The sequence below is a fragment of the Microbacterium oryzae genome (assembly GCF_009735645.1).
GTDB lineage: Bacteria > Actinomycetota > Actinomycetes > Actinomycetales > Microbacteriaceae > Microbacterium > Microbacterium oryzae.
Genome location: NZ_CP032550.1, coordinates 611510 through 636734 on the forward strand (window position 1 = coordinate 611510; position 25225 = coordinate 636734).

A 25225-nucleotide genomic window follows, 5' to 3' on the forward strand; every position below is an offset into this window, starting at 1 on the left:
CGGTCGGGGGCCGCCCCTTCGCTCAGCGCGTGATGGGCGCGAAGCGCAGCTTGAAGGACGCGTCGAGCAGGATGCCGTCGACGTCGGACGCACTGACGGCCGTCTGCGCTCCCTGCAGGTACGGCACGGTCGGCAGATCCTCGGCGACGCGCGCCTGGATGTCCTCGATGAGCGCGGTGCGCTCGTCGACGTCGGGCGTCACGGCCTGCTGGAGGATCATGTCGTTGACCTCCTGGTCGGCGTAGTGGTTCACCAGGAAGTTGTCGATGAGGAAGAAGGGTGTGAGGTAGTTGTCGGCGTCCGAGTAGTCCGGGAACCAGCCCAGCTGGTACGACGGGTACACGTCGCTGACGCGGTCCTCCGAGTAGCGCGTCCACTCCGTCGAGGCGAGCGTGATGTCGAACAGGCCGTCGGCCTCGAGCTGCTTCTCGATGAGCGCGTACTCGTCGCCCGAGTTCGGGCCGTAGTGGTCGGGGCTGTACTGGATGCTCAGCGAGACGGGCGTCTCGACGCCCGCGTCGGCGAGCACCTGCTCGGCCTTCGCGGCATCGGGCGCGCCGGCGCCGTCGCCGTACAGGTCCTTCAGCACCTCGGTGGCGCCGGCGAAGCCCTCGGGCACGAAGGAGTAGAGCGGCGAGTACGTGCCGCTGTACACCTGCTCGCTCAGCTCGTCGCGGTCGATGAGCGACGCGACGGCCTGGCGGACGGCGGTGGCCTTCGCCTCGTCGGCCTCGTCGGTCTTGGCGCCGAACGGCTGCGTGTCGAAGTTGAACACGAGGTAGCGGATCTCGCCGCCGGGGCCGTCGTGCACCGTCAGCTCGTCCTGACCGGAGAGGTCCTCCACGTCGGTGGGCGACAGGCTGCGGTAGGCCACGTCGACGTCGCCCTCCTGCACCGCGAGCTTCAGGTTCGACGATTCGGCGTAGTAGTTGAGGATGATGCCGTCGTTTGCGGCCGCGTCGATGAGGCCCTGGTACGACTCGTTGGGCGTGAACTCGATGAGCTCGTTGAACGAGTACGAGGTGATCGAGTACGGCCCGGCGAACGCGTTGGCGTCGACGATCTCGTCGTCCGTGGTCAGTGCGTCGGCCGCGAGGACGTCCTCGTCGACGATGGCGCCGGGGAAGCTCGTCAGGATGTACGGGAAGACCTGATCGTTCTCGCTCTTGAGGTGGAACACGACCGTCGTGTCGTCCGGCGTCTCGATGGAGTCGAGGTTGTAGAGCAGCGACCACGCGCCGTTCGGGTCCTGGATGGCCAGCTGGCGATCGAAGGAGAACTTCACGTCGCTCGAGGTGAGCGGGTTGCCGTTGGCGAACGTCAGCCCCTCCGGAAGCGTCACCGTGTACTCCGTGGGCGAGGTGAACTCGGCGGTCTCGGCGAGGTCGGGCACGACCTCGGTGCTGCCGGGAGCGGTGTTGACGAGGTACGGGAACACCTGCGTCTGGACCGCGAGCGACCCGTTGTCGTACGAGCCGGCGGGGTCGAGCGTGGTGACCTTGTCGGTGGTGCCGACGAGGATCACGTTGTCTCCGGAGCCCGACCCGCCGCCATCCGCGCTGCCGCCGTCGTCGGATCCGCCGCCGCCGCAGCCGGCGAGAGCCAGGATGGCCGCGGCCGGGAGCGCCGCGATGGCGACGCGCGAGCGCGCGCTGCCGCTGTGAGGGTATGCCATGTGCGTGCCTTCTTCTTCGGTGATGAGGAACACTCGTCGGCGGCGACGCCGACGGTCATCTGGGAATCCTCGCACAATGCGGAGCATTCCCCGGTCACCGCCGCTCACACGGCTCGGGCGTCAGTCCCTCGGCAGCAGCACCCAGAACCGCGCGCCGCCGAGCGGGGACTCCTCGACCCCGATCTGACCCCCGTGCGCGGCCACGAGGCGGCGGCAGGTGGCGAGGCCGATGCCGCTCCCCGCGGCCGCCTCGTCGGCGCCCCGCTCGAACAGGCGGAAGACGCGCTCGCGCTCGGCGACCGGGATGCCGGGGCCGTCATCGTCCACCGTGATGCGCCATCCCGAGGGCAGCGCGTGCGCGCGCACCTCGATGCGCGGCCGTTCGCGCACGGCGCCCGCGAACTTGCGGGCGTTGACGACGAGGTTCTGCAGGAGCGGACGCAGCAGCGCGGGGTCGGCCCGGACGGCCACGTCGGCGGCGAGGGTGATCGCGGAGGCGTCGTCGGGGCCGGAGAGATCGTCGACCACCTCGCGGGCGAGACGGCCGAGATCCACGTCCTCGAGGTGCGGCTTCGCGCCGCCCGCGCGGGCGAAAGCGAGGACGTCGGCGATCATGTCGCCCATCCGGTCCGCCGCGGCGCCCGCTCGCGCCATGAGCGACGCCGCGCGCATGGCCCCCGCCGCCTCGGCGTCGTCCGCCGCGATCTCGAGGAAGCCGGTCAGCGCGGTGAGCGGGCTGCGGAGGTCGTGGCTGATCTGACCCGCGAAGTGGCTCAGCTGCTCGTTCGTGGCGCGGAGGGCGCGGGTCATGCGGCGCAGCTCGAGCACGTCGATCACCTGCCGCGCGAGGAGGTCGAGGGTCTGCGCCCGGTCCGGGGTGAGCGAGCCCGTGCTCTCGTCGAACACGCACAGCGTCCCCACGACCACGCCGGAGGGCGACACCAGCGGGCTCGACGCGTAGAAGCGCACCCGGGCGATCTCGCCCGTCACGAACGGGTTGTCGGCGAACCGCTCGTCCTCGCGCGCGTCGGCGACGAAGACGGGAACGGGGTCGGCGCTGCGGACGATCACCGCGCACATCGAGTCCTCGCGGGAGCAGACGGCGGGCTCGAACCCGACCGCGGCGACCTGGTGCTGCTGGCGGTCGTCGATGATGTTGACGACCGCGGTCGAGACCCCGCAGAGCACGGCCGCGATGCGGACGATCCCCTCGAGATCGGGCTCGGGAGGGCCGTCGACGACGTCGTACGCCGCGATCATCTCCCGTCGAGCGGCGTCCTGCGCGGTGATCATGCGCGCGCCTCGACCCGCTGCGGGAGCGAGGTGATGGCGACCCCCGCGAGCACGACGGCGATGGAGACGAACGTCATCGCGTTCACCTCGGCGTGGGCGGAGTGGAACGTCAGATCGATCACGAGCGAGCCGAGGAGGTTGCCGAAGAGCGACATGAGGCTCAGCAGCAGCACGCCGAGCCGCGCCACGGTCACGGTCGTCACCCCGATGAACACCGCGCCCAGGGCGCCGCCGAGCAGCATCCAGGAGTCCGCGGGCAGGTCCGGCAGCGCCGCGACGCGCACGCCCGCGACGAGCAGGCCGATCGAGCAGAGCACGAGGAACGCGGAGCCGGTGAGGAAGTTCATGAGGTTCGCGGCGATGGCCGACCCGGCCCTCATGCGGAGCCGTCCGTTGAACGCCTGCTGGAAGGCGGTGAGCACGCCCGCGACGATCGGCAGGATCGGCGCCCAGAGCGGGATGCCCTGGCTCAGCACGCCGACGGCCGACAGCGAGACGCCGACGAGGACGACGAGCGTGCCGATGATCCGCCAGCGGGTCGGCGGCTTCCGGCCGCCGGGCGGGAGCGCGGTGCTGTCCACGACGAGCGCGCCGGCGAGCTGACCGGCGATGTACGCCATCGTGAAGACCGCGACGCCCATGAGGGGGATGGTGAACGCCTGCGAGACGACGACCGCCGCGCCGGCGAGCCCGCCGAGCGTCATCCACCACGGGAACTCCCCGGTGCGCACCAGCCGCCACGCGCGCACCGCGCCGGAGCGCGCGGAGGGGGCGACCAGCGTGATGACGACGAGGATGGCCAACCCGACGAGGAACGACACCGTCGCCGCGAACAGGCCGTGCCCGAGCACGCCGCCGAGCGCTCCGTTCGCGGTGCCCTGCACGGCCATCCCGATGCCGGCGCCGACCGTGGCCAATGCGCTGAGAACGAAGCCGGCGGTCGAGACACGGGGGATGGCGGGGGCGGAGCTGGTCATCGGGCGCGCGTGGTCCTTCGGATGGGGAAGCAGGGGGACCGGACGAGCCTAGTCCGCAAGCCCCTGCCCCCGGCCCGTGCGCGGCAATAGCGTGGTCAGCGCCCGATCGAAGGAGGCCCATGTCGGAACCCTGGATCCGCTTCTGGATCGTCCTCGGCGTCAGCGTCGCGGCGGCGCTCGCCCTCACCGTCCTGGCGGCGGTCGCCATCCGCCTCGCCGCCCGGCGTCGCTCGTGGCCGCAGGCGCTCGTGCAGCGCTCCCGGGCATCGTTCCGGGCGACCATGCTCGTCGTCGCCCTGTGGGTCGCGCTCGCGAACGCACTGCCGGTCGACGGGGATGTGAGCGGCCCCGTCGACCGCATCATGACCATCCTGCTCATCGCCGCCACCGGCTGGCTCCTGGCCACCCTCGTGCTGTTCGCGAGCGACCTCGCGCTCGGCCGCTATCGCATCGACGTGCCCGACAACCGCCTCGCGCGCAAGGTGCGCACGCAGACCCTCATCGTGCGGCGCCTCGCGATCGCGATCATCGTCGTCGTCGCCATCGGCGCGGCGCTGCTGACCTTCCCCGCCGTCCGCGCGGTCGGCGCGAGCGTGCTGGCGTCGGCGGGCATCGCATCGATCGTGGCGGGCCTCGCCGCGCAGTCGGTGCTGGCGAACATGTTCGCCGGGATCCAGCTCGTCTTCAGCGACGCGCTGCGCGTGGACGACGTCGTCGTGGTCGAGGGCGAGTGGGGGCGCGTGGGGGAGATCACCCTCAGCTACGTCGTGCTCGACCTGTGGGACGATCGGCGGCTGGTCCTGCCGTGCACGTACTTCACCACGACGCCGTTCCAGAACTGGACGCGGCAGGGCTCCGAGCTCCTCGGCTCGGTGGAGCTGGACCTCGATTGGCGCGTGTCGCCCGCGCGCATGCGCGCGCACCTCGACGCCGTGCTCGCCACGACGCCGCTGTGGGATGGCCGTGCCGGCGTCCTGCAGGTGACCGAGGCGACGGGCGGCTTCGTGCGGGTGCGCATCCTCGTCACCGCGAAAGACGCCCCGACGCTGTTCGACCTCCGCTGCGTCGTGCGCGAGGCCATGGTGGCGTGGGTGCAGCGGAATGCCCCCGACGCGCTGCCCGTGCAGCGGGTGGTGCTCGCAGACCCGGCGGAGGGGCGGCCCGAGGAGCCCACGCCCACGGGCGAGGTCGGCCTGTTCACCGGCAGCGCCGCCGCTGAGGCGCGCGCGAGCAGCTTCACCCAGGCCATCCCCGTCATCTCGTCCGACCGCGCCGACCCCGATCGGCCCGGCTGATCCGCGCCGGGAACGACGAAGCGCCGCCCCGGTGGGGCGGCGCTTTCGTCGTGGGGCGTGCTCAGGCGGCGGCGGGGATCTCCGTCACCAGGTCGCGGATGGCGACGGTGAGCGTGGGGCGCGTGCCGAGCGAGACGGCGTCGGCCATGTGCGACCCGGAGAACAGCTCCCAGCCGGAGCCCTTCACGCAGACGTAGCCCTTGATCTCGTCGGCCAGGGCGACCTGGTACGAGGTGAGGCTCACGGGGATGATGGTGGCCTCCGGCGCACGACCCAGGCTCGGGTGACCCGTGCGCATGGGCGATGCGGTGCGGGTGGTGGCGACCTTCGGGCTTGCCTCTGCGATCAGCGACATCTGTCCTCCGTTCTGAGCTGCCGCGGTCTGCGGCGATAGAGAATTTCTATCGACCGCGGCCGCGTCCCTCCAAGATGGCTCGAAAGGGTTGACAGATCCGCGATCCTGACGGAGAATGCGCGCTCAGCGCCAGTCGCGACGCTGCGGGTTGCTCACCTCGGGGAGCCTCCGCTCGCCGGCCGGAGCCGCCCAGCGCACCGCGTTCGCGAGCACCCGACGCACCTGCGGATGGAAGTACACCGGGTACTCCTGGTCGCCGGGACTGAAGTAGAAGATGTGGCCGCGGCCGCGCGTGAAGGTGACCCCCGAGCGGAAAACCTCGCCGCCCGCGAAGGAGCTGATGAAGACCTGGTCGTCGGGGTTCGGGATGTCGAAGTGCTCGCCGTACATCTCCTGCCGGTCGATGACGATCGGGCTCTCGACGCCCTCGGCGATCGGATGGCCGGGGGCGGTCGTCCAGACCAGCTCGCGTTCGCCGTCGTTCCGCCAGGCGAGCGAGCAGGTCGTGCCCAGCAGGCGCGTGAAGATCTTCGAGAAGTGCCCCGAGTGCAGCACGATGAGGCCCATGCCGGCGAGGACCTGCTCCTGCACGCGGCGCACCGCGTCGTCGGACACCCGATCATGCGCGATGTGCCCCCACCACAGGAGGACGTCGGTCGCTCGCAGCGCCTCCTCCGTCAGACCGTGCTCGGGGTCGGCGAGGGTGGCGGTGCGCACCTCGACGTCGTCGCCGAGCAGGTCGCGCAGGCCTGCGGCGATCGTCCCGTGGATCCCGTCGGGATAGATCTCGCGGATCTCCTCCTGCGTGGTCTCGTGGACGTTCTCGTTCCAGACGAGTGCGCGGATGGTCATGGGCGTCCTCCGATGATCTCGAGTTCCGGGCCGAGGGCGACCTCCCGGCCGGCCGCGGCTGATGCGTAGCAGGCGTCCACGATGCGGGCGCGGCTGAGACCGATGGATCCGTCGTGCGTGGGCCAGGACGAGGGGTCGGCGACGTGGGAGAGGAACGTCTCGACCACGGCCGCGTGGCCGCGACCGGGAGGTGCGACGACGGGCGTGTCGAGGCTCATCTCGCCGTCGCCCGTGTAGATCGTCAGCTCGCCCGAGGGCGCGTAGTCGACCACCGACAGGTCCGCGCCGCCGTCGGTGCCGTACAGGGTGATCCCGAACTGGTCGGGCGTGGAGCGGTGGGAGGCCCAGCTCGTCTCCAGCACGATGGAGCCGCCGCCCTCCAGCCGCAGGAGCGCGGTGGCGAGGTCCTCGACTTCATAGGCGCTTCCGGTGCCGTGCTTGACCGCCCCCGACCCGCCGAGCCCGCGCGGGCCGAGCTCCGAGTGGGTCACGGCGGACACGGCGGTGACCCTGGGCTCGCCCATGAGGTGCAGCGTCCAGTCGAGCACGTGCACGCCGAGATCGACGAGCGGGCCGCCGCCCGACATCTCCGCGTTCGTGAACCAGCTGCCGAGTGCGGGGATCCCCGCGCGTCGCAGCCAGATGGCCCGTGCGTGGTACGGGCGGCCGATGGTGCCGTCCTCGACCGCGGCGCGGATGGCCTCGATGTCGCCGCGGCGCCGATGGTTGAAGGTGATCTCGAGGATGCGGCCGGCCGCGCGCGCGGCGTCGACCATGGCCTGGCCCTCCGCGCCGGTGCGGGCGATCGGCTTCTCGCACAGCACGTGCGCACCCGTGCCGAGCGCCGCGATCGTGATGGGGGCGTGGAGGAACGTCGGCACCGCCACGCTCACCACATCGAGGTCGCCGTGCGCGATCATCTCCTCCCAGTCCGCGTAGGTGCGGGAGACGCCGTAGGTCGCGGCGAGCTCCGCGCGGATCGCCTCCTCCTTGCCGGCGATGGCGACGAGCTCGACGTCGGCTGCAGCGGCGTAGGCCGCCATGTGCTGCTGGCCGGCCCAGCCGATGCCGACGACTCCCGCTCGCAGCGGACGGCCGGGGGAGGGGGAGGGCAGGGTCACGGTTCCTCTTTCGTCGGATGCGGCGCTCTCCCTGGCAGTCAACCAGGTGCATCCGGCCAGGTCGAGAGGCGATTTCCGGCTTCCCGTGGCGCGGCGGGGGTGGTGGGATGGCGGCATGAGGATCCTCCTGCTGGGCGGCACCGGGTGGCTGGGCCGCGAATTCGCCCGCGCCGCGCTCGCCCGCGGGCACGACGTCACCTGCGCGTGCCGGGGCGACGCGCTGCCGGTCGGGGTGCGTCACGTCGCGGTCGACCGCGACGACGACGCGGGGCTGCGCGTCGTGAGCGGCGAGCACTGGGACGCGGTCGTCGACGTCGGGCGGGAGCCCGTGCACGTCCGACGCGCCGTCCGCGATCTCGATGCCGCCCGCTACCTCCTGGTGTCCACGGTGAGCGTCTACGCGGGCTCCGACGACGAGGCCACCGTGCCGGCGCTCGGCGCCGACCGCATCGCCGATGTCGCGGACTACGGACCGGCCAAGGTCGCGTGCGAGGCCGCGGTGCTCAGCGGGTTCGGCGCCGCTCGCTCGCTCGTCGTCCGGCCGGGGCTTATCGGCGGGCCGGGCGACGGCTCGGGCCGGACGAGCTACTGGCCCTGGCGCTTCGCCCACCCGGCGGCGGAGGGCGTCGTGCTCGTGCCCGACGCGCCCGAGCAGCCGACATCGGTCATCGACGTGCGCGACCTCGCCGCCTGGCTCGTGCACGCACTCGGGGAGGAGCTCGCCGGCGTATACGACGCGGTCGGCCCGGTCGTCCCGCTCGGCGAGCACCTGGAGACCGCCCGCGCGGTCGCCGGCGGCTCGGCCGCGATGCTGCCTGCTCCCGCCGCATGGCTGCAGGAGCAGGGGGTGGACGAGTGGATGGGCCCGCGGTCGCTGCCGCTGTGGATCGCCGACCGGTCCTCCTGGCCCATGCTCGCCCGCTCGGGCACTCGCGCGACGGAGCGCGGTCTCGCGCTCCGTCCGCTCGTCGAGACGCTCCGCGACGTGCTCGCCTGGCGCGAAGGCGGCGGCGAGGCGGGAGCGGCGGGTCTCGTCGATGCCGACGAGCGCGCGCTCATCGCGCTGCTGCGCGGCTGATCCGGCCGAAGGCCGCCCGCGCAACCCCTTCCGCGGCCGTCTCCGGGCGACCTAGCGTGGGGGGACGATACCGACGAGAAGGGCGGACGCATGACGGAACGACATGTGGAGACGATCTCGAAGCGCGGGCAGTGGGTGAGCCGCGTTCCGGGGGAGAGCGAGCACTCGCGGAGCTACGCCAGCCAGGACGAGGCGGTGGCGGCGGGCAGAGCGCTCGCCGAGGAGCTCGGCATCCCGCATCGGGTGCACGACACCGAGGCGACCGGCGTCGTCACCGACGAGCAGAGCGACGCCGAGGCCGACGCGGCGCGGGACGAGCTGCTGCCCGACACCACCGACGAGCAGGACCGCCCGCTGGACAACCCCTCGGGCTGACCCCGACGAGAGGACCGGAAGATGAGCGACGAGCCGGACGATGCGGCCATGGCCGACGCCGAGGAGTACAACCGGATCGCGAAAGAGCACGGGATCGCCGATCCCGGCGGGATCCCGGAGCAGACCGTCGACGAAGAGGAGCCGAAGGCGGACCTGCCCCTCGACGACATCGCGGACGACGCCGTCGAGGAGCTCGGCCCCGCGCAGTAGCTCCCGGAGCAGGAGGGCGTCAGAGGGCGCGGAGCCGCTCCAGCAGCGGCTCCGCGACCTCGGCGAGGAAGCGCTCCTGCTGCTCGTCGCCCACCTGCACGATCGCCACATCGGTGAAGCCCGCGTCGACGAACGGACGCGCGCTCTCCGCGAGCGCGTCGAGGTCGGGTCCGCACGCGATGGACTGGGCCACGTCCTCCGGCCGGACATAGGCGCTCGCCGCCTGGAATCCCGCGGGCGTCGGCAGGTCGGCGTTCACCGCCCAGCCCCCCGCGAACCAGCGGAACTGGTCATGCGCGCGCGCCACGGCCCGCTCCCGGTCGGGATCCCACGAGATCGGGATCTGCCCGATCTTGCGCGACGGCGCGTCGCCCTCGCGCGCGCCGTCCCACGCCTGCAGGAGTCCAGGGTCCGGCTCCGTGGTGATGAGGTGGTCGCCCAGGGGAGCGAACTCGGCGATGGAGCTCGGTCCCGACACTGCGACGCCGATGGGGACCCCGCCGTCGGGGCAGTCCCAGATGCGCGCGGAGTCGACCCGGAAGTACTCGCCCTCATAGGTGATGAGATCCCCGGTGTGCAGCGCCCGGATGATCTCGATCGCCTCCACCAGCATGTCCTGACGCGCGTGCACGGCCGGCCATCCCTCGCCCACGACGTGCTCGTTGAGGTTCTCGCCCGAGCCCAGCCCCAGGAGGAAGCGCCCCTCGGAGAGCTCCTGCAGCGTCGCGGCCTTCTGCGCCACGACGGCGGGGTGATAGCGCATGGTCGGGCACGTGACGTAGGTCATGAGCTCCACGCGCGAGGTGGCCTGCGCGACGGCGCCGAGCACAGTCCACGCATACGGCGCGTGCCCCTGGCTCGTGAGCCACGGCGAGTAGTGGTCGCTGCTCGCGAGGTAGTCGAAGCCCGCGTCCTCCGCGGCCTGGGCGTATCGCACGAGCTCGCGCGGTCCGCTCTGCTCGGTCATCAGCGTGTATCCGAAGCGCGTCATATCCCTCTCCCTGCTCTGGTGGTCTCCCCGCACGCTAGACGCCGGAAGGCGGCGCGAACAGGGGGTTGCCACGCGCCCTGGTGCCGGGCAACGTTGCCGCCATGACGAACGACATCTCCGCCAGCACCCATCCGCCCGTCGTCCGCCGCGCCATCGTCACGGGCGCCGACTCCGGCATCGGCCGCGCCACCGCGGTCGCGCTCGCCGCGGCCGGCATGGACGTCGGCATCACCTGGTTCCAGGACGAGGACGGCGCGGCGGCGACCGCCGAGGAGGTGCGCGCTCACGGCTCGCGCGCCGTCGTCGCGCGCCTCGACGTCAGCGACATCCCGGCCTGCGGCGACGTCGTCGACCGGATGGCCGACGAGCTCGGCAGTCTGGACGTGTTCGTCAACAACGCGGGAGCGGGATCCCAGACGCCGTTCCTCGACCTGCGCCTCGATCAGTGGCGCCAGGTGCTCGACATCGACCTCACCGGCGCCTTCATCTGCCTGCAGCGCGCGGCGCGGCGGATGGTCGCGGCCGGCCAGGGCGGACGCCTCATCGCCGTGACGAGCGTGCACGCGCACCAGCCGATGGTGGGCTCCAGCGTCTACGACGCGGCCAAGCACGGCCTCGGCGGACTCATGAAGAGCATCGCGCTGGAGCTGGGGAGCACGGGCATCACGGCCGTGAGCGTGGCGCCCGGCGAGATCGCCACCGCCATGACCGGCAACGAGGACGTCGACCCGCACACCGTGGACCGGCCGGGCATCCCCCTCGGACGCCCCGGGGACGCCCGCGAGGTCGCCGCGCTCATCGCGTTCCTCGCCTCGCCCGAGGCGAGCTACATCACCGGCACCTCGATCGCGGTCGACGGCGGCATGCTGCAGATGGGCCCGCAGGCCGGTGCGGCTGTCACATCGCACGGCTGGCGCACGGTCTGACCGACAGGAAGCGGCGGGGACGGCTCGGCCGTCCCCGCCGCTTCGCCGTGCTCAGTTCGCGTCGGCGATCGCCGAGCTCACCGCCGTCGGCGCGTCGTACTCGCCGTCGGGGATGGCCTCGAGCGCCTGGAGGACGTTGTCATCGGCTCCCGACTTCCGTGCCGAGGCGACGATGTCCTCCTTGCTCGCGGGATAGTCGATGCCGCCCAGGAACTTCTGCACCTGAATCGGGTTCGGGGTGTCGCTCATCCTTCTCTCCTCTCTCGGTGTCGGGCCCGTCCGGGCCCGCCTGCGATCGGCCGAAGACGACGTCTGTCGCCTCCACGCGCCGGTCGACGATGGTGGTGGGCGCCTCGAGGTGCACGGCGCCGCTGGGGAGGACGCCGGCGCCGCCCCGGGTCTCCATGACGCGCCACTGGGCTGCCACGTCCTCGCCCGCGTGCGCGACGGGCAGGCGCGGCCAGAAGTCGAAGCCGCCGGCGGTCTCGAGCGCCTGCCGGTCGAAGAGGACGCAGCCGCCGACCCATGCGATGCGGTACGCGAGCCGGTCGTCGTCGGCCAGCCCGCGCTCGGCGGCCTCGTGTGCCAGGTTCGCCGCGTTGTGCAGCGGCCAGCGGTCGAAGCCGGGGGAGCCGCGACGGATGCGCTCGGGCCGCACCCCCTCGGGTCCCCACGGCTCGAACGTCGTGCGCTCGTGCGGGCGCACATCCGGCAGGTAGGACAGGCCCTGCACGGCGTACCCGACGAAGCCGCAGCCGGTCTCCGAGAGCGCGGCGTCGAGCCGCGCGAGGGCGTCGGGCTCCAGCCAGACGTCGTCGTCCAGGAACAGCACGCGCGGGGCGCGGGCCTGCTCGAGGAGGAACTGACGCTGCTCGGCCATGCCCCGTCGCGGCAGGTGGGGAAGCACGTCGACCGGGCGGCCCTGCGCGCGCAGCACGCGGACCATCGCCTGCACGGCGGGGTCGGACGACGCCGCGCCGCCGTCGGACTGGTCGCTCACGACCACGCGGAATGCCGGATCGTCCTGCGCGGCGAGGCCGGCGAGCGTCACCGCGAGCGCCGACGTGCGCCCGGCGCTCGGGATGAGCACGTCGACGGCGGGCGCGACGCGTGCGGCGGGCGCCGCCCAGTGCGCGGCGCCGCGGCGGCTGATCGCCGTCATCGCGGCGGCATCCCCTCCGTCGCGGTCGGCACCGCCCGGATGCGGCCGAGGATCTCGGTCGTGGAGTGGTCGGAGACGTAGTCGAGGATGGCCACCTCGCCGCCGACCGCGCGCACCTCGGCCGTCTCCGCCAGCATCTCCGGTGTGTAGTCCCCGCCCTTGGCGTAGACGTCGGGGCGCAGTCGGCGGATGAGCGCCGATGGCGTGTCCTCGTCGAACACCGTGACGTAGTCCACGCACTCCAGGGCCGCGAGCACGTTCGCGCGGTCGGAGGAGCCGTTCACGGGCCGGTCCGGGCCCTTCAGGCGCCGCACCGAGTCGTCGCCGTTCACCGCGACGACGAGCACGTCGCCCAGGCGCTTGGCCTGCCGCAGATAACTCGTGTGGCCGCGGTGCAGCACGTCGAAGCAGCCGTTGGTGAAGACGACGCGCTCGCCCTCGGCACGGCGCCGCTCGATCTCGACGGCGAGCTCGTCGGCCGAGAGCGCGGCGTCGGAGGGGCGCCCGGCCCAGGCGGCGAGCTCGTCGAGCGAGCACACGCAGGTGCCGGGCTTCCGCACCGCGACGTCGGCCGCCTGCTGCGCGAGGGCGCACGCCGACGTGACCGGAAGCCCCGCTGCCGCTGCCACGGTGAGCGCGGCGACGAAGACGTCGCCGGCGCCGGAGGCCTGCTTCTCGGGCGTCGGATGGGCGTGGGTGCGCAGCGGCGGATGGTCGGGCTGCAGGAGCACGGTTCCGGTGCGGTCGAGCGTGACGACGGCCGCGTGCGCCCCGGTGGCCGCGAGGATGTCCCCGGCGTGCGCGGCGACCCGCTCCGGGCGCTCCTCACCCGCGCCGAGCGGCGCCCCGAGCACGCGCTCGGTCTCGCCGGCGTTGGGGGTGACGAGGTCGGGCTCGAGCGCGCGCCACCGCGCGAGGTCGTGGGCGTCGACCACGCGCAGCGCGGGGCGGTCTCCGGCGCCGAGCGCGGCGACGACCGCGTCGGAGAGGAGCGTCGACCCGTAGTCGCAGATGAGCTGCGCGTCGGCGCCGTCGGTGGCGGCCAGCGCATCCGCGACGAGGCCCTCGACCGCGTGCTGCGGCCATCCGCCCTCGTGCGTCTCGTCGATGCGCAGCATGAGCTGGTCGCCCGACATCACGCGCACCTTCGTCGTCGTGCGCGTGTCGGCGACCGGCCGCAGCCGTGCGACGTCGACGCCGGCCTCGGCCAGCGCGGCGCGCAGGGTGCGCCCCGCCTCGTCCTCGCCGACGACGCCGACCGCCTCGACCCTCGCGCCGAGCGCGGCGAGGTTCATGGCGGTGTTGGCCGCGCCGCCGGGCGCGTGCACGCGCTCGGCGACATCCACCACCGGTGCGGGGGCCTCGCGGGCGAGACGCGAGATGTCGCCGCTCCACCAGCCATCGAGCAGGTAGTCGCCGATGACGACGACCCGCGGCGCGCGGGCGCGGATGACCCCGAGGTCGTCGAGCGCGCTCACCGCGTGACCGCCGGCGAGAGGTGGACGACCTTGACGACCGTCATCTCGTCGAGGAGCTCGGGGCCGTAGCCGAACCCGGAGCCGCTTCGGCCGCGCGGCTGGGCGGAGCCGCCCGGGGCGCCGCCGAACACCGCGTTGACCTTCACCGTGCCCACGGGCAGCGCGTCGATGGCGCGGTTGGCGTGGCCGATGTCGGCGGTGAGGACGCTCGCGGCGAGCCCGTGCTCGTCGTGCGCGGCGAGGCGCACCGCCTCATCGAAGTCGTCAACGACCATGACCGGCGCGACCGGTCCGAACGTCTCCTGCTGGAAGACGGGCATGGTCGGCGTGCAGCCGACGAGGACGGTCGCGGGGTAGTGGCAGCCGGGGCCGTCGGAGATGGCCCCGCCGACGAGGGCGCGCGCGCCCTGCGCGATGGACCCGGTCACCTGGGCGTCGACCTCCGCGCGCATGCGCTCGTCGACGAGCGGCGCGAGGGCGTTCGCGGCGTTGCGGGACTCCGCCTCGGCGACGAGCGCGGCGACGAAGTCGTCGGCGATGTCGCGGTGGACGAAGATCCGCTCCACGGAGGTGCAGATCTGGCCGCTGTTCGCGAACGATCCGAGCGCGGCCTGGCCGGCCGCCCAGACCGGGTCGACGCCGGCATCGACGACGAGCGCGTCGTTGCCGCCGTTCTCGCGGATGAGGTGGGCCCCGGTGAGGGCCACCGCGCGCGCGATGCGCTCGCCGGCGGCCGTGGAGCCCACGTGCGCGACCATGTCGACATCGGGGCAGCTCACGAGGGCCTCGCCGGTCTGCGCGCGCCCGCTCACCGTGCACAGGACGCCCTCGGGCAGCTCGGCGGCGAGGATCTCGCCGATGAGGAGGCCGAGGTGGGGGCACCGCTCGCTGGGCTTGTGCACCACCGTGTTGCCCGTGGCGATGGCGGCGCCGATGAGTCCGATGGCGACCGCGACCGGGTCGTTCCACGGGGTGACGACGGCCACCACGCCGCGCGGCTCGGCGCGCGTGAGATCCAGGGCCTCCGCGCCGCCGCGGAGGCTTCGACCGCGATGCAGGGGACCGTACTCGGAGTACTGCAGGAGCGTGTCGACGGCCGCGCCGATCCCGCCTTCGACGTCGGAGCGCAGGCGCCCGTTCTCCCGCTGCTCGAGATCGGCGACCTCGCTCGCCCGCGCGGCCAGCGCGTGCGCGGCGCGTCGCAGCGCCTGCCCGCGGGCCGCGGCCGGCGTCGCGCGCCACGCGGGGAAGGCCTCCCTCGCGCGCGCGACCGCGGCGCGCACCTCGTCGGCGTCGGCTGCGGGCACGCCGCCCACGATCGACCCGTCCCGCGGATCGGCGATCACGATCTCATCCCCCGTGCGGACGAATGCCCCTGCGCTCATCGATGTGCTCCTCCCGATCGTCGGCTCTTGACCGACCCCTACCCAATCCCGCCGCCGTTCACACGCACACGCGGAGGTTTGCTTTCCCGGCCGGCGGGGAAGTGGGAGAGACAGGACCGCCCGCGCCGTTCCGACGGCGCCGAGAGAGGGAGCACGCATGACCCCAGACGCCGCACTCGACACCGCAGCCCCCGCCCTCGCCGTCGTGGCGCCGCCCCGCGAGCGGTTCGCCGACGTGCGGCGCATCGCGCTGCTGCGCGGCGGGGGCCTCGGCGACCTCCTCTTCGCGCTCCCCGCCGCACAGGCGCTCATGGCGGCGTACCCCGACGCGGAGGTGACGCTGCTCGGCTCGCCGATCGCGGCGGCGCTGCTTCCGGGGCGCGCGGGCGCTCCCCATCGCATCGAGGTGCTGCCGCCCATCCGCGGGGTGGGCGCCGCGCCCGGCGCGGTCACCGACGACGACGAGATCGCCCGGTTCGTCGCCGCGCAGCGCGAGCGGGGATACGATCTCGCGGTGCAGCTGCACGGGGGAGGGCGCTTCTCCAACCCGTTCCTGCTCTCCCTCGGCGCGACGCACACGATCGGCACCCGCACCGACGATGCGGCGGAGCTCGAGCGCACCGTCGACTACATCTACTACCAGCACGAGATGCTGCGCGGGCTCGAGGTCGCGGGGCTGGCGGGCGCGGCCCCGGTCGCGCTGGAAGCGCGGTTGGGCGTGTCGGATGAGGAGCATGCGGCCGCCGCGGCGATCAGCGGCGAGGACCGGCCGGTCGTCGTCATCCACCCCGGCGCCACCGACCCGCGGCGGCGCTGGCCGGTGGAGCGGTTCGCGGAGGTCGCCACCGCGGCGGTCGCCGAGGGCGCGCGCGTGGTGCTCGTCGGCGACGGAGCGGACGCGCACCTGTGCGGCGAGATCGCCGCGCGGATCGATGCGCCGGAGGACGGCCTGGTCGTCGATGCGTCGGGACGGCTCGACCTCGGAACGCTCGCCGGGGTGCTCGCTCGCGCGGATGTCATGCTCGGGAACGACAGCGGCCCGCGCCACCTCGCGCAGGCGGTGGGCGCGCGCACGGTGTCGGTCTTCTGGTTCGGCAACGTCGTGAACGCCGGTCCGCTCGGCCGCGGACGCCACCGCGTGCACCTGGGGTGGACCACGCACTGCCCGACCTGCGGGCGCGACAGCACGCAGGTCGGCTGGACCGCGCCGCGCTGCGAGCACGACGATTCGTTCGTGGCGGGGGTGGCCGCCGCCGACGTGCGCGATGACGTGCTGCGGCTGGTGGCCGACGCGGTCGCGGAGCGCGCGGCGCTCTGACTCCCGCGCATCGCGCCGAGTCGACAGCGGCCCGCCGGCGGAAGCCGGCGGGCCGCTGTCGTGGAGCGCGGATCAGGGCCAGGAGGGCTCGGCCTCGGGCGCCACGACGAGCTCGCGCACCTCGACCCCCTGCGGCTGCTGCAGCGCGAACAGGATGGTGCGCGCCACCTCCGACGGGTCGATGAGCTGCGCGTCGGGGCCGGGCTTGTACTGCTCGTCGCGGTCGTCGAAGAACCGCGTGCGCATGCCGGCGGGGATGAGCGTGGTGACGCCGATGCGGCCGTGCGACTCCGCGGCCAGCGCGCGGGAGAACCCGAGCACGCCGAACTTCGACGCGCAGTACGCCGTCGCGTCGGGGAGGGCCCGCAGCGCGAGCGACGACGCCACCGTGATGACCCGGCCGTGCACCTTCTCGATGTGCGGCAGCGCCGCGCGGACGGTCGACACCGTGCCCATCAGGTTGACGCCGATGACGAGCTCCCACTGGTCCGCCGCCACGTCGCCCAGCTGACCGCAGCGGTCGATGCCGGCGGCGGTCACCACGGCGTCGATCCCGCCGAGCTCCTCGGCGATCTCGGCGACCGCGCGCTCGACGGCGGCGCGGTCGGAGACGTCCGCCTGGCGGGCGAGGACGCCGTCGCCGGCGCCGGCGATGTCGCGGTCGATGACCGCGGGCGTCCCTCCGGCTTCTGCGACGGCGCGCACGACCGCCTGGCCGAGGCCGGAGCCTCCGCCGGTGATGAGAACGCGGCCGACGGGGCGGGGGTAGGTGTCCTGCATGTGCTTGCTCCTTCTCCGGCGTGTGGCCGGTGATCTGGGTGGGGTGTCAGCCGACCTGGGCGAGCGCGGAGGCGAGCGCCGTGGTGGATCGACCGAGGTGGTAGGGGAGCGTGAGGGCGCGGCCGCCCCACTGCTCGAGGATGCGGGCCTCGGGGAGGCTCTCCGCGCTGTAGTCGCCGCCCTTGATCCACAGGTCGGGGCGGATGGCCTCGATCGCGGACTCGGGTCCGTCCTCGTCGAAGACGACGACGGCGTCGACGCAGGCGAGGGCGCTCAGCAGCTCCACGCGGTCCTGCTGCCCGATGATGGGGCGCTGCGGGCCCTTGAGCCTGCGCACCGAGTCGTCGGAGTTCAGGCACACGATGAGACAGTCGCCGAGTGCGCGGGCGGCCTCCAGCGTGCGGACGTGGCCGGCGTGAACGAGGTCGAAGCAGCCGCCGGTCGCGACGACGGTGCCGCCGCGCGCGCGGACGGCCTCCGCGATCGCCCGCGCGTCGCCGCGGTCGTCGCCGAGGTGCGCGATCTCGCGCGAGGCGAGCGATGCCACGCCGCCCGCGGCGAGGTAGGAGCCCGCCTCGTCGATCGCGGCGCGCACCGCGGCGCGGCGGCTGCCGCCCTCGGCGAGCACCGTGGTCGCGGTCGCCGCGAAGCGGTCACCCGCGCCGCAGGGGTCCGACGTCGCCACGGGAAGCGCGGACAGCCGCACCGCGTCGTCGCCCTCGAGCAGCAGGGCGCCCTGATCGCCGAGCGTCACGACGACGGCCGCGCACCCCCAGCGCTCGCGCAGGACGGCGGCCGCCTCGTCGGCGTCGCGGACGCCCGCCGCGGCGGTCGCCTCGGCTTGGTTCGGCGTGACGAGGTGCGCTTGGGCGATCGGCGTCGCGCCGCGCGGGTGCGGGTCCCAGACGAGGGGCACGTGGGCCGCGCGCTCGGCGAGCGCCGCGCGCAGCGTCTCGTCGGCCGCGAGCCGGCGGCCGTAGTCGGCGACGATGACCGCGTCGGCCGCGGCGATCGCGGCGAGCATGTCGGCGGTCACCTCGGGCGCGGGCGGCTCCTCGCAGCCCTCGTCGAGACGCCCGACGGGGAGTCCGTTCGTGCGCAGCCGCGTCTTCACGGGCGTCGGCGCGTGCGAGGGCCCGGCCACGACGCCGATGCCGGCGAGGGACTCCCGCAGCTGCTCGGCGCGGGCGTCGTCGGAGAGCGCCGTGACGAGCACGACCTCGTGGCCGTCGCGCGCGAGCATCGTGGCCACGAGCCCCGCGCCGCCGGCGCGGCGCGATCGGTCGCCGACCTCGATCACGGGAACCGGGGCATCCGGGCAGAGCCGCGTCGAGGTGCCGTCGATGTCCTCGTCGAGCAGCGTGTCTCCCACCACCGCGATCTTCATGACCGGGCTCCTTCCTCGTTCGCCACCTGCGCGTCGAAGACGAGGCAGACGGCGTGGATGGCCGCGAGCTGCGCCTCCTGCACGTGCGGTGACGCGCCCTCGAGGCAGATCGCCTCGTCGCTCGCGTCGGCGAGCGGGTTCGGGCCCGGCCCGGTGAGCGCCCAGGTGGTCGCGCCGGCCTCGCGCGCGGCCTGCACGGCCTTCAGGAGGTTCGGGCTCGCTCCACTCGTCGACAGCAGCAGCACGATGTCGTCCGGGCGCGCGTGCGCGCGCACCTGGCGGGCGAACACCTCGTCGAAGCCGTAGTCGTTGCCGATCGCGGTGACGCTCGACGATTCGGCGTTCAGCGCGATGGCCGAGAACGCGGGCCGGTCGTGCTGGTAGCGGCCGACGAGCTCGGCGGTGAGGTGCTGCGCCTCGGCGGCCGAGCCGCCGTTGCCGCCGACGAGGATCCGCTGTCCGCGGCTCAGGCGCGCGGCGAGCTCCACGCCCCAGGCCCGCAGGCGGTCGGCGTGCTGCTCGGCGGCGATGAGCGCGGCCGCGGCGTCGCGGAGGTGCTCGCGGACGGGGTCGACGTCGACGCCCGTGCGGGGGCGCGTGGTCTCGGCGATGGTCACAGCGCCGCTCCTTCCAGTCGGTGCCCCGCTCGACGCGAGCGCGACAGGGTGTTCTGGTAGATCCGCTCGGTCTGGGCCGCGACGCGGTCCCACGAGTAGCGCGACTCCACGCGCTCGCGCCCTGCGGCGCCGAAGGCGCGCAGCCGGTCGGCGTCGGGGAGGAGCAGCTGCAGCGCCGACGCGATCGCCTCGGGATCGCGCGGCGGCACGTGCAGTCCGGTGACGCCGTCGACGACGCTGTCGATGAGGCCGCCGACCGAGGCGGCGACGACGGGCGTGCCGCAGGCCATGGCCTCCAGCGGCACGATGCCGAACGGCTCGTACCAGGGCGCGCACACCACGACGTCGGCCGAGCGCAGCAGGGCCGGCATGTCCTCGCGGCTCGCCTGGCCGCGGAAGCGCACCAGGTCGCTCACGCCCAGCTCGTCGGCGAGCTCCTGCAGACGGTGCACCTCGGGGTCGCCGTGCGTGGCGCCGGCGACGATGAGCTCGATGTCGTCGATGCCCTCCGCGCGCAGCAGCGCGATGGCCCGCACCACGAGGTCGACGCCCTTGCGGGGGACGATGCGCCCGACGCTCAGCACGCGGTAGCGCGCACCGCGCTCCTCGACGGGCCCCTCGGCCTGGAAGAGGTCGAGGTCGACCCCGCAGGGCGCGATCGCGATGCGCCGCGACGGCACGCCGAGGGCGCGCAGCTCGAACGCCTCGTCCGAGCACGTCGCCACGACGGTGTCGGCCTCGCGGCCCACGCGCGGCTCGAGATACTCGCGCTCCGGGGGGCTCGTGTCGGCGGCGCCCTGGTGGCGGCGCTTCACGGCACCCAGCGCGTGGAAGGTGTGCAGCACCGGGGGCGGCGTGCTCGCGCCGCGCAGTGCTGCGGCGCCGTCGAGGGCGGCGAGGCCCGACATCCAGAAGTGGCTGTGCACGACGTCGGGGCGGTCGTCGGCCCAGTGGGCGGCGAGGCCGGCGGCGAGCTCGCCCATGTACGGCAGGAGATCGTCCTTGGCGACGTGCTCGGCGGGGCCGGCGTCGACGTGCACGACGTCCACGCCCTCGTCGAAGGCGACGCGATGCGGCAGCGCCTCGTCGTCGCGGCGCGTGTAGACGGTCACGGAGTGGCCGCGGCGCGCGAGGGCGCGCGACAGGGCGGCGACGTGGACGTTCTGGCCGCCGGCGTCGACGCTTCCGGGTGCGGCCAGCGGGCTCGCGTGTTCGGAGACCATCGAGATCTTCATCGGTCCGTTCCTTCCGTGATCGTGACGAGCGTCGGTGCCATCCGCCGCGTGTCGCCGGTGCCGGCGGACGCCCGCCGGCGTCGTGCCGCGGCATGCGCCGCGACGCGGTCCTCGAAGAGCCCGTCCCACGCACGCAGGAAGGTCTTCAGCCCGTAGTGCTCGAGCGCGAACGCGCGCGCCGCGGCGCCGCGCGTCCGGGCGTCGTCCGGGTCGTCCATGAGGCGCCGGGCCGCCAGCGCCAGCTCCTCCGGGTCGGACGACAGGGCGCCCGCCTCCGGCGGCACTGCCCGCGCGGCCTCGGTGGTCGCGAGCACGAGCACGGGCATGGCGAGGTGCATGGCCTCCAGCAGCGACAGTCCGAGCGACGTCCACCGCAGCGGGTGCAGGTACGCGCGGCGTCGCGCCAGCTCCGAGTGCAGGCGCGCGGTCGGCAGGTCTCCGACGACCTGCAGGCGGTCCTCGCCGAGACCGAGCGACGCCGGCAGCAGATGGTTGTCGATTCCGAAGGTGTGGAGGGGAGCCGCCTCGGCGAAGCGCGGCAGCAGGTCGGTCCCCGTCACGCGCGCGCGCCGCACCGGTTCGTTCACGACGACGCCGAGGGCGGCGATCTCGCCGGTGTACAGCGGGCCGGGGTCGGGGATGCCGTGCTCGATGACGACCGTGGGAGCCTGGCCGCTGTCCCACACCAGGCGGTTGAAGTGCGTGACGTGGACGATGGGGATGTCCGTCTGGTCGGCGAGCGGATGCCGCTGGTCGATCGGGTGCTGCTTGGGCGTGTTGTGCTCGACGAAGACCGCCGGCACGTCGCGCCCCGGCACCCGGCCGAGGAGCCGCTCGACGAGCTCGATCTCCTCGAGGCGCTGCAGCACGATGAGGTCGACCTCCTCCTCGCGGAGCGCCATCTCGTCGACCGCGCGCGCGGCGGGCGGCAGCGGCGGCGCGGTGGCGCCCGCGGCGACGGGGATGAGGTAGTCGTGCGATCCGGACAGGAAGGCGTTCATCCATCCGCCGTGCACGTGCCAGGCCAGGATCCTCATGCGGTGACTCCGTCCTTCGAGGAATGGGGTGAGGGGATGCGCGCGTGCTCGTCGGCGAGGCGGATGGCCGAGGCCGCCGCCTCCTCGGGAGCGACGCCCGCCAGACAGGGGTGGCCGGGCACGGGGCAGTTCCGAGCCCTGGTGCCGCGACAGGGCGCTTCCTGGTCGCCGAGGAGGGCGACGGGGACGCCGTAGGGCGCCCAGCGGATGGCCGGGACGACGGGGGAGAAGAGGCTCACGACGGGCGTTCCGACGGCGGCGGCGAGGTGCGCAGGGCCGGTGTTGCCGACGATCACGACGTCGGCGCCGGCGAGGACGCCCGCGAGCTGCGACAGCTCCAGGTCGCCTGCGAGGTCGACCGCGCCGGGGGCTGCGGCGACGACGAGGTCGACGAGGTCCTGCTCGCCCGCGGAGCCGGTGACCACGACGCGGCGCCCGACCTCGACGAGCAGCGCGGCGGTGCGGGCGAAGCGCTCGGGCGGCCAGCGGCGCGCGTCGACGGCTGCGCCCGGGTGCACCACGATGTAGGGATCGGCGCCCGTGAGGGCGCTCATGTCGGGCGGCGTCGCCACGCGCATGCGCCGGTCGCCTTCCGGAGCGAACCCGGCCGCCGCCGCGATGGCGAGCGCGCGCTCGACCTCGGGGATGTCCTCGGGGAGGTCCTCGCCGGGTCGCAGGCGCACGTCGAGGAGCGAGCCGGCGTAGTCGACGGAGGCGCCGGCGATGCGCGTCACGCCCGCCAGGCGCAGGATGAGCGCGAGGGGGAGCGGCGACTGGTGGAACGAGGTGAGGATGACCGCCTCGGTCACGTCGGCCGCGGCGATGAGCTCGCGGAGCCGGCCGATGTGCTCATCCGTTGCCGCCGGCGCGGGGTCGGCGATCCAGGGCGCGTCCCAGACCAGCACCTCGGCGACGCCGGGGAGGAGGGCCGCCGCGGCCGCGCCGCGCGGACCGCAGAGCATGACCACCTCGGCCTCGCGCGCGACGGCGCGCACGGCGGGGCCGGTGATCAGCACGTCGCCCATGCTGTCCAGGCGCGCGACGAGCACGCGCCGGGTCACGAGGCCGCTCCCACCGGTGCGAGGAGCATCTCGACGGCGGCGCGGAGGTCGGTCGCGACGGCGGGAGCTGCGGCGACCTCCTCCGGGAGGGTGCGGGCGGTGGGCACGAGCACGGCGCGTGCGCCGGCCGCGGCCGCTGCGCCCATATCGGCGCCGATGTCGCCGATGACGGCGACCTGCGACGGCGCGAGGCCGAGCGCCGCGGCGGCGGAGAGCACCATGCCGGGCCGGGGCTTGCGGCACGCGCAGCCGTCCTCGGGCCCATGCGGGCAGTACCGCCAGACGTCGAAGGGCCCGAGCAGCTCGTCCACGCGGGCGTTCACCGCGCGCGCCTGCTCGTCGGTGAGGATGCCGCGCGCGATGCCGGACTGGTTGCTGACGACGCCCGTGGCGAGGCCCGCCGCGCGGACGCGCTCGAGCGCCGCGACCGCCGTCGGCATGGGCGACACCTGCTCCGGGTCGCCGTTGTAGGGCACGTCCACGATGAGAGTGTCATCGCGATCGAAGAGGATCGCGCGCAGGGCGTCGTCGACGGTCATAGCAGAAGCACTTCCCTCCTCGACGCGGAAGCAAACTCCTCCGCGAGAACTTCCCCTCCGGGCGTGGCGCGTCGCGGCCATCCGCTCGCTCGGCCGGGCCCCGGTTACCGCCGCCTCGGCCGCAGACCCCAGGATGGACGGGTGCGCATCTTCACCGAACCCTCCGACCGGCCGATCCTCCTGGCGCTGCGCGCGCTGAAGCTCGGCGATCTCCTGGTGGCCGTCCCGGCCCTGCACGGGCTGCGGCGCGCGTACCCCGACCACGAGCTCGTCTTCGCGGGCCCCGGCTGGCTGGAGCCCGTGGCCGCGCTCGTCGGGGACATCGACGCGCTGCTGCCGACCCCGGGCCTCGACGACCTGCTGCCGCTGGAGCCGGGCATCGTCGACGTCGCGGTGAACCTGCACGGCAACGGCCCCGAGAGCCGCGCCGTCATCGACGCGCTCGAGCCGCGGGTGAAGATGGTGCACCGCTCGCCGTCCGACCCGGACGCGCTGCCGTGGCTCGACGGCATCCTCGAGCGCCACCGCTGGGCGCGGCTGGTGTCGGCCTTCGGCGCGCCGGCCGACGAGGACGACGTCGCCATCTCGGTGCCCGACGAGGAGCCGCTCGCCCGCGGGGCCGCGGTGATCCATGTGGGCGCCTTCTACGGCTCGCGCCAGTGGCCTGTCGAGCGGTTCGCCGCCGTGGCCGCCGCGCTGCGTGAGGACGGGATGCGCGTGATGCTCACCGGCGGCGGCGCCGACCGCGAGCGCGCCGAGGCGGTCGCGGCCGCCGTCGGCATCCCCGATGAGGACGTGCTGGCCGGGCGCACCGACCTCACGGCGCTGGCCGCGCTCATCGCGGCGGCGGCGGTGGTCGTCACGGCCGACACCGGCGCCGCGCACGTGGCGTCCGCGTACGGCACGCCGTCGGTCATCGTGTTCGGCCCGGCGCCCGTGGCGGAGTGGGGCCCGCCCGCCGGCCCGCACATCGCTCTGACCGACGCGAGCCTGCGTCGCGGCGACGCCTTCGCCGACACCCCCGACCCCGCCCTGCTCGCGGTCACCGCCGATGACGTGCTGGCCGCCGCCCGTCGGGTGCGCCGCACGGTCTGACCCCGTCGGCGCGCCGACCCCGACCGCCCTCATGCCGCCAGGAGGTCGGGGGTCAGGCGGCCGCGCAGCGTGGCGAGGATCTTCGTCAGCAGGCGCGAGATCTGCATCTGCGTCACGCCGCACTCGCGTGCGATCTCCGCCTGCGACTGCTCGTGGACGAAGCGGAGGTAGAGGATCCGGCGGTCGCGCGGGCTGAGGGTGCGGCAGGCGTCGGCGAGGGCCGCGGCCACCTCGGCGCGCGCGAACTCGGTGCCCGTCGCGCGCAGCGTGTCGCCGAGGGTGAGCGTGCCCAGGCCGTCGGCCGCGATGCCGTGCGGGGCGTCGAGCGAGGCAGGCTGCCGGCTCTGCCCGCAGTCCAGCGCCTGCACGATGTCGTCGACGCTGAAGCCGGTCTCCTGCGCGATCTCCGCCGCGCTCGGCTCGTGGCCCAGCCGCTGCGCGATGCCGGGGATGGTGGTGCGCAGCTCCGAGTGGAGCTCCTGCAGGTGCCGCGGCGGCCGCACCAGCCAGCTCGTGTCGCGCAGGTAGCGCTTGATCTCGCCGGCGATCGTCGGCACGGCGAAGGAGACGATGTCTGCGCCGCGGGTCGGCTCGAAGCGCTGGATGGCCTTCGTGAGCCCGAGGTACGCGACCTGCCGGAGGTCGCCGGCGTCCTGCGAGCGCGCGAGGTAGCGGCTCGCGACGGCGTCGGCCACGTCGAGGTAGTCGACCACGACCCGCTGCTGGATCCGCCGCCGCTCGGCCTCGGGAGCGTCGAGCGCCTCGGTCAGCAGCGCGACCGACCGCGCGTTCCGATCGTCCTGCTCGGCCCGCCGAGCCGCAGCCGCAGCCCGGCGCGCGGGGCTTCCGAGCGAAGCGAGGGTCGTGACGGGCATGGGCACCTCTTTCGAAGCGTCACGCAGATGGTCACGAGCGTCGCGTCAGCACGCGTGTCGCCCGCGGCATCTGCGGTCGTGGTGACTCCGAAGCTGCGCTCCGGAGGG

26 protein-coding genes are annotated in these 25225 nt (G+C 74.0%); 7 read left to right on the forward strand and 19 right to left on the reverse strand.

Going from position 1 to position 25225, the window contains the following annotated elements; translation table 11 throughout:
- Nucleotides 1–22: 22 nt before the first annotated feature.
- From D7D94_RS02755 to D7D94_RS02765, 3 genes are all read right to left on the reverse strand, one after another.
- Nucleotides 23–1675: an ABC transporter substrate-binding protein gene (locus D7D94_RS02755; RefSeq protein WP_156241107.1), complete on the reverse strand. Its 1653-nt coding sequence runs from the start codon at nucleotides 1673–1675 to the stop codon at nucleotides 23–25.
- 120 nt (nucleotides 1676–1795) lie between these two features.
- Nucleotides 1796–2968 carry a sensor histidine kinase gene (locus D7D94_RS02760; protein ID WP_156241108.1) on the reverse strand — a complete coding sequence of 391 codons (1173 nt, stop codon included), beginning with the start codon at nucleotides 2966–2968 and terminating at the stop codon, nucleotides 1796–1798.
- Nucleotides 2965–3945, reverse strand: a complete 981-nt coding sequence (locus D7D94_RS02765) for a DMT family transporter (RefSeq protein ID WP_156241109.1) — start codon at nucleotides 3943–3945, stop codon at nucleotides 2965–2967. The genes D7D94_RS02760 and D7D94_RS02765 overlap by 4 nt, the downstream gene beginning before the upstream one ends.
- Nucleotides 3946–4064: 119 nt before the next feature.
- On the opposite strand from D7D94_RS02765, the gene D7D94_RS02770 reads away from it, so the two are divergent.
- Nucleotides 4065–5240 carry a mechanosensitive ion channel family protein gene (locus D7D94_RS02770; protein ID WP_156241110.1) on the forward strand — a complete coding sequence of 392 codons (1176 nt, stop codon included), beginning with the start codon at nucleotides 4065–4067 and terminating at the stop codon, nucleotides 5238–5240.
- 61 nt (nucleotides 5241–5301) lie between these two features.
- On the opposite strand, the gene D7D94_RS02775 is transcribed toward D7D94_RS02770, so the two are convergent.
- From D7D94_RS02775 to D7D94_RS02785, 3 genes are all read right to left on the reverse strand, one after another.
- Complete coding sequence (locus D7D94_RS02775) at nucleotides 5302–5595, reverse strand: hypothetical protein (protein WP_156241111.1); 294 nt, start codon at nucleotides 5593–5595, stop codon at nucleotides 5302–5304.
- Nucleotides 5596–5718: 123 nt separating this feature from the next.
- Complete coding sequence (locus tag D7D94_RS02780; protein WP_156241112.1) at nucleotides 5719–6447, reverse strand: ThuA domain-containing protein; 729 nt, start codon at nucleotides 6445–6447, stop codon at nucleotides 5719–5721.
- Nucleotides 6444–7568, reverse strand: a complete 1125-nt coding sequence (locus D7D94_RS02785) for a Gfo/Idh/MocA family protein (protein ID WP_281349340.1) — start codon at nucleotides 7566–7568, stop codon at nucleotides 6444–6446. Before D7D94_RS02785 ends, D7D94_RS02780 begins: the two co-directional genes overlap by 4 nt.
- Nucleotides 7569–7683: 115 nt before the next feature.
- Between D7D94_RS02785 and D7D94_RS02790 the strand changes: the two genes are divergently transcribed.
- The 3 genes from D7D94_RS02790 to D7D94_RS02800 all read left to right on the forward strand — a co-directional run bounded on the left by D7D94_RS02790 (nucleotide 7684) and on the right by D7D94_RS02800 (nucleotide 9231).
- On the forward strand, nucleotides 7684–8646 hold the full coding sequence (locus D7D94_RS02790) for an NAD-dependent epimerase/dehydratase family protein (protein WP_156241114.1): 963 nt from the start codon (nucleotides 7684–7686) through the stop codon (nucleotides 8644–8646).
- A 90-nt stretch (nucleotides 8647–8736) separates the two neighbouring features.
- Entirely contained in the window at nucleotides 8737–9021 is a 285-nt protein-coding gene (locus D7D94_RS02795) for a DUF2188 domain-containing protein (RefSeq protein ID WP_156241115.1), read from the forward strand.
- 21 nt (nucleotides 9022–9042) lie between these two features.
- Nucleotides 9043–9231: a hypothetical protein gene (locus tag D7D94_RS02800; protein ID WP_156241116.1), complete on the forward strand. Its 189-nt coding sequence runs from the start codon at nucleotides 9043–9045 to the stop codon at nucleotides 9229–9231.
- Nucleotides 9232–9250: 19 nt separating this feature from the next.
- Here D7D94_RS02800 and D7D94_RS02805 read toward each other — a convergent pair whose 3' ends face one another.
- Nucleotides 9251–10222 carry a TIGR03557 family F420-dependent LLM class oxidoreductase gene (locus D7D94_RS02805; RefSeq protein ID WP_156241117.1) on the reverse strand — a complete coding sequence of 324 codons (972 nt, stop codon included), beginning with the start codon at nucleotides 10220–10222 and terminating at the stop codon, nucleotides 9251–9253.
- 101 nt (nucleotides 10223–10323) lie between these two features.
- On the opposite strand from D7D94_RS02805, the gene D7D94_RS02810 reads away from it, so the two are divergent.
- A complete protein-coding gene (locus D7D94_RS02810; RefSeq protein WP_156241118.1) occupies nucleotides 10324–11148 on the forward strand; it encodes an SDR family oxidoreductase in 825 nt (274 codons plus the stop codon).
- Nucleotides 11149–11199: 51 nt separating this feature from the next.
- On the opposite strand, the gene D7D94_RS14420 is transcribed toward D7D94_RS02810, so the two are convergent.
- From D7D94_RS14420 to D7D94_RS02830, 4 genes are read right to left on the reverse strand one after another with little or no spacing between them, the layout of a single operon-like run.
- On the reverse strand, nucleotides 11200–11370 hold the full coding sequence (locus tag D7D94_RS14420; RefSeq protein ID WP_246171909.1) for a DUF2795 domain-containing protein: 171 nt from the start codon (nucleotides 11368–11370) through the stop codon (nucleotides 11200–11202).
- The gene (locus tag D7D94_RS02820) at nucleotides 11288–12310 is read right to left on the reverse strand and encodes a glycosyltransferase family A protein (protein WP_156241120.1); all 1023 of its coding nucleotides are present in this window, start codon (nucleotides 12308–12310) and stop codon (nucleotides 11288–11290) included. Before D7D94_RS02820 ends, D7D94_RS14420 begins: the two co-directional genes overlap by 83 nt.
- Nucleotides 12307–13788: a D-glycero-beta-D-manno-heptose 1-phosphate adenylyltransferase gene (gene rfaE2 / locus D7D94_RS02825; RefSeq protein ID WP_156241121.1), complete on the reverse strand. Its 1482-nt coding sequence runs from the start codon at nucleotides 13786–13788 to the stop codon at nucleotides 12307–12309. Before rfaE2 (D7D94_RS02825) ends, D7D94_RS02820 begins: the two co-directional genes overlap by 4 nt.
- Nucleotides 13785–15173 (reverse strand): aldehyde dehydrogenase family protein, encoded by a 1389-nt coding sequence (locus tag D7D94_RS02830; protein ID WP_156241122.1) that lies wholly within the window; start codon nucleotides 15171–15173, stop codon nucleotides 13785–13787. The genes rfaE2 (D7D94_RS02825) and D7D94_RS02830 overlap by 4 nt, the downstream gene beginning before the upstream one ends.
- Before the next feature lie 157 nt (nucleotides 15174–15330).
- Here D7D94_RS02830 and D7D94_RS02835 point away from each other — a divergent pair, with 157 nt between their 5' ends.
- On the forward strand, nucleotides 15331–16491 hold the full coding sequence (locus D7D94_RS02835) for a glycosyltransferase family 9 protein (protein WP_156241123.1): 1161 nt from the start codon (nucleotides 15331–15333) through the stop codon (nucleotides 16489–16491).
- A gap of 72 nt (nucleotides 16492–16563) precedes the next feature.
- On the opposite strand, the gene D7D94_RS02840 is transcribed toward D7D94_RS02835, so the two are convergent.
- From D7D94_RS02840 to D7D94_RS02870, 7 genes are read right to left on the reverse strand one after another with little or no spacing between them, the layout of a single operon-like run.
- Nucleotides 16564–17271, reverse strand: coding sequence for an SDR family oxidoreductase (locus D7D94_RS02840; protein WP_156241124.1), 708 nt, complete (start codon nucleotides 17269–17271; stop codon nucleotides 16564–16566).
- 46 nt (nucleotides 17272–17317) lie between these two features.
- Entirely contained in the window at nucleotides 17318–18658 is a 1341-nt protein-coding gene (gene rfaE2 / locus D7D94_RS02845; protein ID WP_156241125.1) for a D-glycero-beta-D-manno-heptose 1-phosphate adenylyltransferase, read from the reverse strand.
- Complete coding sequence (locus tag D7D94_RS02850; RefSeq protein ID WP_156241126.1) at nucleotides 18655–19275, reverse strand: D-sedoheptulose-7-phosphate isomerase; 621 nt, start codon at nucleotides 19273–19275, stop codon at nucleotides 18655–18657. The genes rfaE2 (D7D94_RS02845) and D7D94_RS02850 overlap by 4 nt, the downstream gene beginning before the upstream one ends.
- Entirely contained in the window at nucleotides 19272–20510 is a 1239-nt protein-coding gene (locus D7D94_RS02855; protein WP_156241127.1) for a glycosyltransferase, read from the reverse strand. Before D7D94_RS02855 ends, D7D94_RS02850 begins: the two co-directional genes overlap by 4 nt.
- Nucleotides 20507–21547, reverse strand: coding sequence for a glycosyltransferase (locus D7D94_RS02860; protein WP_156241128.1), 1041 nt, complete (start codon nucleotides 21545–21547; stop codon nucleotides 20507–20509). Before D7D94_RS02860 ends, D7D94_RS02855 begins: the two co-directional genes overlap by 4 nt.
- Nucleotides 21544–22572, reverse strand: coding sequence for a glycosyltransferase family 9 protein (locus tag D7D94_RS02865; protein ID WP_156243285.1), 1029 nt, complete (start codon nucleotides 22570–22572; stop codon nucleotides 21544–21546). Before D7D94_RS02865 ends, D7D94_RS02860 begins: the two co-directional genes overlap by 4 nt.
- Before the next feature lie 32 nt (nucleotides 22573–22604).
- Entirely contained in the window at nucleotides 22605–23147 is a 543-nt protein-coding gene (locus tag D7D94_RS02870; protein WP_156241129.1) for an HAD-IIIA family hydrolase, read from the reverse strand.
- A gap of 141 nt (nucleotides 23148–23288) precedes the next feature.
- Between D7D94_RS02870 and D7D94_RS02875 the strand changes: the two genes are divergently transcribed.
- Complete coding sequence (locus D7D94_RS02875) at nucleotides 23289–24242, forward strand: glycosyltransferase family 9 protein (RefSeq protein WP_156241130.1); 954 nt, start codon at nucleotides 23289–23291, stop codon at nucleotides 24240–24242.
- Nucleotides 24243–24271: 29 nt separating this feature from the next.
- Here the strand turns inward: D7D94_RS02875 and D7D94_RS02880 are convergent, their stop codons facing one another.
- The gene (locus D7D94_RS02880; RefSeq protein WP_156241131.1) at nucleotides 24272–25117 is read right to left on the reverse strand and encodes a sigma-70 family RNA polymerase sigma factor; all 846 of its coding nucleotides are present in this window, start codon (nucleotides 25115–25117) and stop codon (nucleotides 24272–24274) included.
- Nucleotides 25118–25225: the final 108 nt, after the last annotated feature.

Coding starts and splice junctions, on each gene's coding strand:
- D7D94_RS02855 (WP_156241127.1), bottom strand. CDS start 20,510: ATGAAGATCTCGATGGTCTCCGAACACGCGAGCCCGCTGGCCGCACCC.
- D7D94_RS02770 (WP_156241110.1), top strand. CDS start 4,065: ATGTCGGAACCCTGGATCCGCTTCTGGATCGTCCTCGGCGTCAGCGTC.
- D7D94_RS02780 (WP_156241112.1), bottom strand. CDS start 6,447: ATGACCATCCGCGCACTCGTCTGGAACGAGAACGTCCACGAGACCACG.
- D7D94_RS02880 (WP_156241131.1), bottom strand. CDS start 25,117: ATGCCCGTCACGACCCTCGCTTCGCTCGGAAGCCCCGCGCGCCGGGCT.
- D7D94_RS02810 (WP_156241118.1), top strand. CDS start 10,324: ATGACGAACGACATCTCCGCCAGCACCCATCCGCCCGTCGTCCGCCGC.
- D7D94_RS02840 (WP_156241124.1), bottom strand. CDS start 17,271: ATGCAGGACACCTACCCCCGCCCCGTCGGCCGCGTTCTCATCACCGGC.
- D7D94_RS02800 (WP_156241116.1), top strand. CDS start 9,043: ATGAGCGACGAGCCGGACGATGCGGCCATGGCCGACGCCGAGGAGTAC.
- D7D94_RS02775 (WP_156241111.1), bottom strand. CDS start 5,595: ATGTCGCTGATCGCAGAGGCAAGCCCGAAGGTCGCCACCACCCGCACC.
- rfaE2 (WP_156241125.1), bottom strand. CDS start 18,658: ATGAAGATCGCGGTGGTGGGAGACACGCTGCTCGACGAGGACATCGAC.
- D7D94_RS02755 (WP_156241107.1), bottom strand. CDS start 1,675: ATGGCATACCCTCACAGCGGCAGCGCGCGCTCGCGCGTCGCCATCGCG.
- D7D94_RS02790 (WP_156241114.1), top strand. CDS start 7,684: ATGAGGATCCTCCTGCTGGGCGGCACCGGGTGGCTGGGCCGCGAATTC.
- D7D94_RS02870 (WP_156241129.1), bottom strand. CDS start 23,147: ATGACCGTCGACGACGCCCTGCGCGCGATCCTCTTCGATCGCGATGAC.
- D7D94_RS02860 (WP_156241128.1), bottom strand. CDS start 21,547: ATGAGGATCCTGGCCTGGCACGTGCACGGCGGATGGATGAACGCCTTC.
- D7D94_RS02865 (WP_156243285.1), bottom strand. CDS start 22,572: ATGGGCGACGTGCTGATCACCGGCCCCGCCGTGCGCGCCGTCGCGCGC.
- D7D94_RS02805 (WP_156241117.1), bottom strand. CDS start 10,222: ATGACGCGCTTCGGATACACGCTGATGACCGAGCAGAGCGGACCGCGC.
- D7D94_RS02835 (WP_156241123.1), top strand. CDS start 15,331: ATGACCCCAGACGCCGCACTCGACACCGCAGCCCCCGCCCTCGCCGTC.
- D7D94_RS02830 (WP_156241122.1), bottom strand. CDS start 15,173: ATGAGCGCAGGGGCATTCGTCCGCACGGGGGATGAGATCGTGATCGCC.
- D7D94_RS02760 (WP_156241108.1), bottom strand. CDS start 2,968: ATGATCACCGCGCAGGACGCCGCTCGACGGGAGATGATCGCGGCGTAC.
- D7D94_RS02795 (WP_156241115.1), top strand. CDS start 8,737: ATGACGGAACGACATGTGGAGACGATCTCGAAGCGCGGGCAGTGGGTG.
- D7D94_RS02765 (WP_156241109.1), bottom strand. CDS start 3,945: ATGACCAGCTCCGCCCCCGCCATCCCCCGTGTCTCGACCGCCGGCTTC.
- D7D94_RS02820 (WP_156241120.1), bottom strand. CDS start 12,310: ATGACGGCGATCAGCCGCCGCGGCGCCGCGCACTGGGCGGCGCCCGCC.